Origin of the sequence: [Clostridium] symbiosum ATCC 14940, from assembly GCF_000466485.1 — a bacterium.
Lineage (GTDB): Bacteria > Bacillota > Clostridia > Lachnospirales > Lachnospiraceae > Otoolea > Otoolea symbiosa.
The window spans coordinates 1-7,972 of sequence record NZ_KE992855.1 but is presented as its reverse complement, the minus strand read 5'-3'; the positions used below and the strand labels follow the sequence as shown (position 1 = coordinate 7,972).

Genomic DNA, 7,972 nt, shown 5'->3' with positions numbered 1-7,972 from the left:
TGCCGTTTCTGTGCATCATTTGTTGCAGTTTGGCAGAAGGCTGAACTGTAACAATTGTTAATGTCCGGCTCCTGTCCGCATCAGACTACCGCGCCGGAGCGCGGCTGCTTTAGCGGACATACTTCCTTAGCACAGGTCACCGCCATCAACAAAAAGACTCATACGCAGTATTTTACTACTGCATATGAGTCTCGTCATTTAAGGCAAACCAGGCGTTAACGCCATGCATGTTGACTTGCCGCACATATATTCTGTGTCTGACTACTCCCCCATATAAGGAAGACCGCCGCAACGGTATGTTCGTATAACAGCAGGGTGAAACCGCTCTGATTTCCCGCCGTGTTGTCGTGCTATATCTTATTCGCCCAGTCTAGCAGAAGTTCCTGCAATTGTCAAGTAAGGCGGAGGCTCTTTTGGTATCTCGCGGAACACAGCCATGTGATCATTAACAAACTTTTACAGTTTGTTTTCAGCTAACCGCCGAACCTTCACCTGTCAGTCCATAAATCCTTTCAGCCTGATATAAGCCTTGATCAGCTCCGCCGTCTCCTCCAGAGTCAGCTTCGTCGTATTAATGGGCAGATCATAATTCTTCATGCTGTGCCACTCGCTGCCTGTGAAGTACTTGTAGTACTCTTTCCGTTCCTTCTCAATCTTCTTGATTCTTCTCTTGGCGCGTTCCTCATCAATACAGTCCACTTCCATAACGCGCTGTACCTTCTTGACTTTATCTGTGTAAACAAAAATACGGATCAGACGTTCGATGTCCTCATCCTGATCCAGAACATAGCCTGCCGCCCTCCCCACGAAGATACACGGCTCACTTTCCGCCAGCTCGCGCATCACCTCAGACTGGAATTTAAACAGGTTTTCTGGGGAAGTCAGCTTATCGTTGGGCGACGGTTTGGAGTGGAGATCAATCTTTCTCCCGCCTCCCAGCCTATAGAGCAGGTTGTTGCCCGCTTTCTCATCAGCCAGGCGGAAAAACTGTTCCCCCACCGCGCTTTTCTCCGATGCCAGTTTCAAAATATCGTCATCATAAAAATGTATCCCCAGCTCTTCCGCCAGCTTCTTTCCCACAATGCGTCCGCCGCTTCCATACTCTCTCTCAATGGTGATAATCAAATTTTTGTTTCCCATAAATCTCCCTCCCTGCATCTGATCTGAGTGTTATTGTGTGCAGCAAGCCGCTTTTTGTCATGCTGTGAACAGTAACATTTTTATTACCGCTTCAGACTGCGGATAAACGCTTTTTCTTCTTTATCCACCCGGAAAGACTCCGTTATCTTCTGAAGCGCCTTGTTGTAAGTAAAATCATCGAACGGCCCTTCCCTCATGCATGCAAGCGTCTTTTCAGGAAACTGCACATAGCAGACGGACAAGGCCCAGGCGACCGCCATCTTTACATAATACCCCGGATGGACCGCCTGCTGTAAAAGCTCCAATGTCGTATCAATATAGTCCTCATCTATATAATAATCCAAAAGCAGGACAATGGCAAACCTGGCTTCAAATTCCCTCTCCGATGAAATGTACGGTTTCAGAAAGGCCAGGACGCTCTCCCTGTCATCTTTTACCTTCTTGAGTCCGGAGCAGACAATATCGCAGTGAGCCCAGTTTTCGGCCTTCGCCATAAACGCCGGAAGCCGCTTAAGCATCTGCCCTGTATCCTCTTTTAAAAGGCCGATCACCATCCCCTGCAGCATAATCTCTTCATACGTATCATCACCGGCACGGCCGAGATATCCGCTCCCTTCCTCCTTTACCAGACGTCTGGCCAGCTTCCAGAGGCGGGGGACCCGGACACCCAGGATGTTCTCCGTCCCCGGAAGGAGCCGGCTGTGAAACAACCGGTAAGGCTCATCCGCCAGGAGTTCCAGTTCTTTTCTGACATCCGTCAGTTCCCTGCTGTCCTTCATCACAGCGCTCACATCTTTTCACTGACACAGATGGCTCCGTAAGGGCGGATGCTCATCCGGTATGCATTGCCTTCTCCGATTGCCCCCTCAATGTATTCCACATACTCATCGACCAGTCCGTTTGGCAGCATAACCATAATTACACCTGCAAACCCGCCTCCGTGAATCCGGCATGCCCCCTTTTGCTTCTCTTTGATAAACAGCTCGGTCAATGCCAGGGCGATGCTGATCCCCTGTTCCTGCACGTTTGCCGTCGTATAGACATTCTGAAGCCATTTCCAGGAAGAATTGCCCGATGCGGTGACATCCTGCAGAAATGTCTCAAAATCGCCTTCCCTGAGCGCCTTTACCTGCTCCTCCACTCTCTTATTCTCTTCAAAGAAGTGAAGCGCCCTCATGACGGAGCGGTCCCCGGCATAGGCGCGGACATCGGCCATCTCCCGGATAACATCCTCTTCGGTTATATCTGCACACGCTTCTTTTCCAAAGTAGGCCGCCACTTTTCTCATCTCCAGAGGAACGGAGGAGTAATCCGCGCTCAGATCCGCATGCCCCTTGCCTGTATTCACAATAACCAGGCTGTAATTCTGTGCACCGAAGTCAAAGTCTATCTTCTCTACAACCGGTTTTTCCGGATTCTTAAAATCGATGGTAATAAAGCCTCCGACTGCGCAGGCCATCTGATCCAGCAGCCCGGATGCTTTATTCCAGAAATGATTCTCAGAATATTTTCCAATATGGGAGTAAGTCACCACATCCATCTTACCGCCGTTAAAAAATGTATTCAGCATGGAGCAGATCAGCATCTCATAGGCCGCCGAGGAGCTTACTCCGGCCGCGCTGATGACATTGCTTGTGATATAGGCGTCAAAACCGCCGATTTCGTAGCCTTTTTCTTTAAAGCCCTGAAGAATTCCCTTGGTCAGATCGATGGTTCCCGCCATTTCCGCACTGGGTTTTAAATCTTTCAGGCTGATGATAAATTTCTGGTTAAATGTCTCGCTGAGAATGCGGACCGTATCTGTCCCGTTCTTGGCCGCAGCGCCTACGCAGTCCAGGTTGATACTTCCGGCAAGTACTTTACCGTGATTATGATCCGTATGGTTCCCGCTGATTTCAGTACGGCCCGGTGAGCTGAACAGCAGAATATCATTATCACCGTATGTCTTCTCAAATCCTTTTACCACCTGACGGTAACGCTCCGTATTCCCGGCAGCGCCTGCCTCACCGTAAAGCTCTGCCATCAATTCCGCTGCTTCCTGCGTATCAAGCTTCTGAAGTGTATCCTGTACTGTCATGATTCTTCTCCTTTTCCCCATTGTTTTTCGTTATCTACAGTATACCATTCCGTCTGGTAAGCCTCAATATGATATTCTCTGATTTTTCTATAAATAAATTGTATAAATAGTAACAACTAAATTCCTTGCCGCAAACAGTCGTATCCTGTATACTCATAACAGTTCGGACAGCATTGACTGTAACATACAATCACTATATCGCGGGCCTCAGCCCGGCCGATATGTAAGACCAACAGGAAAGGCGGTAAAACAGGTTAAAATGGAACCATACAGCCCATATTCATGGGGTGATAAGCCCTATCACTCCCTCAACTATTATTTAAAACAGACATTCGGAGAAAAAATATATAAACTGGCGCTGGACGGTGCAATGACCTGCCCAAACCGCGACGGCACCCTCGGAACCGGCGGCTGCATTTTTTGCAGCGGAGGCGGTTCCGGTGATTTTGCCGAGCCGCAGCATGCCAGTGTCACGGAACAGATTGAGGCGGCCAAGGCCCGCGTCTCAGCTAAAATAAAGAATGGCCGTTATATCGCCTACTTCCAGTCCTATACCAACACCTACGCCCCTGTGGATTATCTGGAAGCTCTTTTCAGGGAAGCCGTCTCCCATCCCGATATCGCGGCCCTGTCCATCGGTACCCGCCCGGACTGCCTGCCGCCGCAGGTAATCAGACTTTTGAAAGAGATAAATAAAGAAAAGCCGGTCTGGATCGAGCTGGGACTTCAAACGATCCATGAATCAACGGCAGAGCTGATCCGCCGCGGATATGAGCTTCCCTGTTTTATTGATGCGGTCAGACGTTTGAAAGAAGCAGGATTAACGGTAATCGTCCATGTAATCCTGGGGCTTCCCGGGGAAACGGAAGATATGATGCTTGAAACGATACGTTTTCTGGCTAATCATACCCCGCCTGTGGACGGAATTAAGCTCCAACTGCTCCACGTCTTAAAAGGCACAAAATTGGCCGCCCTCTATGAGGCGGCCCCATTCCCGGTCATGACCATGGAAGAATATATTGACTTGATTTTAAAATGCATCCGGCTGCTGCCGCCCCATATTGTCATCCACCGTCTCAGCGGAGACGGTCCGAAAAAACTCCTAATCGCCCCTGAATGGAGCGGCAACAAACGGCTGTTTCTGAATTCCCTGACAAGAGCGCTCAGGGAGACTGGGGCGTACCAGGGTGAATGGCACCGTCCCCGTCAACCGTAATGTCAAATGAAAGAGCTTTCAGCTCTTCAAAAAACTCCGGCCATTTTGAGACATCCATCTGCCTTGTATAACCGGCGGAGGATGTGGCCGGAACCACAGACAGGACGGCCTGGTTCGCTTCATCCAGCTCCACCCGGACCATCATGGTCTGAGGAATTACGCTTCCGAATACAAAATTGCCAAGACTGTATAATATCGGCTTTCCTTTATAATACTCGATTCCCTGGAGTACATGAGGATGGCTCCCCACCACCAGATCCGCCCCGGCATCGATATACTGCCTTGCCAGCGTTCTCTGGTATTCCTCCGGCTGTGTATTCCTCTCGATTCCCCAGTGTACATAGACGACAAGGTAATCGCACTGCCCCTGTGCCGCTTTAATCTCATTAAGGAGAATGGAAGGGTCGTAGGTTGTCAGTACCCCGGGATGGGACTTTCCGGCTGCCCATGAGGATACCGGAATGACTCTGGAAGCGGCGAGAAACCCAATCTTCTTTCCCTTTGCCTCCAACACTTCCAGCTTTTTCGCCTCATCCAATCCGGCCCCGGCCCCTACCCGCCTGATACCCGCACCGTCCAGCAGGGCACATGTGTCCAGCAGGGCATCCGTACCGTAATCCAGGATATGGTTATTAGCCAAAGCTACGATATCCGGGCCGATTTCCTGCATGACATTCATACGCGAAGGCGGCAGACGGAAGGTATACTGCTTATCTTCCGCGGCAATTCCCCTCTCACTGAACGGAAATTCTTCATTTGCCATAAAAATATCGGCAGAAGCAATCTCATTTCTCAACCCTTCATCCAGTACTCCGGATATTCCCCCGGCTCTGTCATATGCGTTCAGAACGTGGTCCGACAGATAGATATCACCGCAGAACAACAGGGACAGCTTTCCCGAATCACCGGCGCCGGGCAGATGCCCGAACTCATTATCCGATCCGGGCAGGTTCCCGCCCTTTTTCCCCGTCTCTATTTTAAGAACCGGTTCCTCCGGCAGGCCTTCCAGATTCTCCCCGCCGTCCTTCCCGGCCGGGAGCCTGAAGCTGTCCTGCAGACCGGAGTCCGGCTCCCTGTCCGAAGCCAAAAAATGCTCCACAGGGACATCATCCATAAAGCCCGCTTCCGGCCTGCTGTTGGCTCTTTGGGATATCACCAGCCAGATAAGTAATGCCGCCAGAAGCACCGGCGGCATTATAAATATTTTCTTTAACCGTTTTCTTCTTCTCATCGTTTCCTCATATGATGAACACGACAGGCAGCAGCGTTTAAAGAGTCACAATAATACCGCCGTCTCCGGCGTACACCGTGGCTACCCCTGCCGTATCTGTAATAACAATCTCCCCGAATGACGCTCTGCTGCACAGCAGTTCCTTCACCTGCTCCGCTCTGTCCCGATTATTGCAGTGGGCGATGATCAGCCGCTTATTTTTCGTGTCGCCTCCGCGCGAAACAGCAATATCAGCCATCCGTGACAGCGCTTTGTTCATCCCTCTGGCCTGTTCCAGTTTCACAATCACGCCCTTATCTCCGGCCATGATCGGTTTAATATTCAATGTAGTTGCAAAAAAGGCCTGCAGTCCGGTCAGACGGCCATTCTTTCTCAAAAAGTCAAGGGACTCCAGGACAAAAAAAGTTTCCATGGAATCGCGGTAGCTCTCCGCCTGCTTCACTACCTCGTCAAAGGGAAGCTCCTGTTCACAGAGATCCCGAATCTTCATCGCGATATTCAGCTCGCCGGAAGAGGCCGACAAGGAATCCACTACGGCAATATTCTTATCCTTCCCGTGTTCCTCCTCGTACAATTCCTTCCCCACAACCGCAGCATTATAAGTTCCGCTCAGATGACTCGACAGAGTAATCACAAATATATTCTCTGCGCCGCACTCAAAAGCTTCTTTAAACTTTTCCGGGGAAGGGCAGGCCGTTTTCGGACATTCCTTTCCGTTCTTAACGAGTTCCAGAAACGACTTCTGGTCAAATGTTTCATCATCTATTACCTGGGCATCGTCTACCTGCAGCGTGAGCGGCACCATCTGAAAACGGGCATCTTTTTTTAATTCATCTGTTAAGTCCAGGCAGCTGTCTCCAATAATTTTATACGTCATAATATTCCTCCTGTCATGCGATTCGCATCACATAGTATTCATTACTATTTATTATAGTAACCACATGAACGAAAGTCAAGCAGTTACTGATCACAGCCCTGCTGAAAAGCGCAGTTCTGCGATCAGTAACACGCTTCGCGATGCACAGAAACGGCAAAAAACGCCGTTTCGCGCCGTGTATCCCGCGAACAGTAACATAGCCCTGCTTATAGTAGCATGGCTATGCCAAAAGCAGGTAATACCCCGCCAGAAGTAAATTCAGTACGATAAATACAACGGTTCCCGGATTCAGGTACATCGCGGATGAAAAATCCCTGTACTCAATCCCCTCCGGCCAGTTTCCCGGGAGCAGCCTTGTTTTCTTCACATTGACGCAAAATATGACAATGGAAGCGATAATCATTCCCAGCGTAACCACGGGAACGGCACGGACTGCTAGCAGATAGGAAATTGTAATCGTTTTCCGGCTCATCATCAGAAGGAGCAGGGTGGAATAGCTGTTAACCATAATGTGTAAAATACAGTTATATTTAAGCCTGCCTGTTTTGATTGAAACATAACCCAGAACAACGCCGATGGCAGTTGCATAGAGAATCTGGGAGAGGTTTCCGTGCATAAGGCCGAACATCAGGGCTGAAAAAAGAATTGCCGCTTTTTCCCCCAGCGGGCGCAGCCGGTTCAACAGCTTCCAGCGGAAGATATATTCCTCAATGACCGGCCCCAGAACCGATACATACAGAATCACCACCGGGTTCAGGCTTTCAAACAGATTATTGACGGGATTCATATTATAAGTGCTTCTGTTTGTCACCGCCGCCACTATTATATTCAGGATATTGCCCACAATATTCAGAATATATCCGGCTCCCATAATCAAAATAAAAAACATGAAAAATTTTCCCGGACGCATCCTTTTTTTCTCCGGTACCACCTCCGGCACATGTTCCATAACGGCAAATATCACCGGCAGAACCAGGGCATAAGCGAGCAGATGGGCTCCGGCCGTTGAAAACCAGCCTGAATTCAATATCTTATAAAGCTCCGCTCCCACTCCCATCACTTTATAGTAAGACAGAAGATAACCGATAAGTCCGAAAAGGATGGCGGCGATCTGTGTTAAGAGAACCAGTGCCACCAGGGACCATCCAAGTACAGAACAGATATGCTTTACCTCCTGCCTGTATTCCTGAACCTGACTCCAGTTATAATTGCTGTTTTCCATATCATAATCTCCTATTCCGTATGCGCCACTGATTATAGTATAGCGATTTTCGGAGCCGGAGTCAATTCGGGCAGCTATGTAAATGGAGATTTAACTGAGGTAGGAGGACGCGTCCGGAACGGACCATGTCCGGTGTGGTGAGGGGAATGGCTGAGTCTTCCGTCCCCGGTTGAAAGTGGTCGTGAGGGGGAATCCGGCCGGAATGAATT

The 7,972-nt window shown here is 49.6% G+C and carries 7 protein-coding genes; 1 reads left to right on the top strand and 6 read right to left on the bottom strand.

The window, feature by feature from the left end:
• Positions 1-495: 495 nt before the first annotated feature.
• From CLOSYM_RS05740 to CLOSYM_RS05730, 3 genes are all read right to left on the bottom strand, one after another.
• Positions 496-1,140, bottom strand: coding sequence for a cytidylate kinase-like family protein (locus CLOSYM_RS05740; protein ID WP_044902170.1), 645 nt, complete (start codon positions 1,138-1,140; stop codon positions 496-498).
• Positions 1,141-1,223: 83 nt separating this feature from the next.
• Positions 1,224-1,919 (bottom strand): DNA alkylation repair protein, encoded by a 696-nt coding sequence (locus CLOSYM_RS05735; RefSeq protein WP_009298354.1) that lies wholly within the window; start codon positions 1,917-1,919, stop codon positions 1,224-1,226.
• A gap of 8 nt (positions 1,920-1,927) precedes the next feature.
• Complete coding sequence (locus CLOSYM_RS05730) at positions 1,928-3,217, bottom strand: galactokinase (protein ID WP_003501197.1); 1,290 nt, start codon at positions 3,215-3,217, stop codon at positions 1,928-1,930.
• A 259-nt stretch (positions 3,218-3,476) separates the two neighbouring features.
• On the opposite strand from CLOSYM_RS05730, the gene mnmL reads away from it, so the two are divergent.
• Positions 3,477-4,433, top strand: a complete 957-nt coding sequence (mnmL, locus tag CLOSYM_RS05725; protein ID WP_021641327.1) for a tRNA modification radical SAM protein MnmL/YtqA — start codon at positions 3,477-3,479, stop codon at positions 4,431-4,433.
• Here the strand turns inward: mnmL and CLOSYM_RS05720 are convergent.
• From CLOSYM_RS05720 to CLOSYM_RS05710, 3 genes are all read right to left on the bottom strand, one after another.
• Entirely contained in the window at positions 4,381-5,664 is a 1,284-nt protein-coding gene (locus CLOSYM_RS05720; protein WP_021641326.1) for a CapA family protein, read from the bottom strand. The genes mnmL and CLOSYM_RS05720 overlap by 53 nt on opposite strands.
• A gap of 37 nt (positions 5,665-5,701) precedes the next feature.
• Positions 5,702-6,541, bottom strand: coding sequence for a DegV family protein (locus tag CLOSYM_RS05715; RefSeq protein ID WP_003501191.1), 840 nt, complete (start codon positions 6,539-6,541; stop codon positions 5,702-5,704).
• A gap of 220 nt (positions 6,542-6,761) precedes the next feature.
• A complete protein-coding gene (locus CLOSYM_RS05710; RefSeq protein ID WP_021641325.1) occupies positions 6,762-7,763 on the bottom strand; it encodes a CPBP family intramembrane glutamic endopeptidase in 1,002 nt (333 codons plus the stop codon).
• Positions 7,764-7,972: the final 209 nt, after the last annotated feature.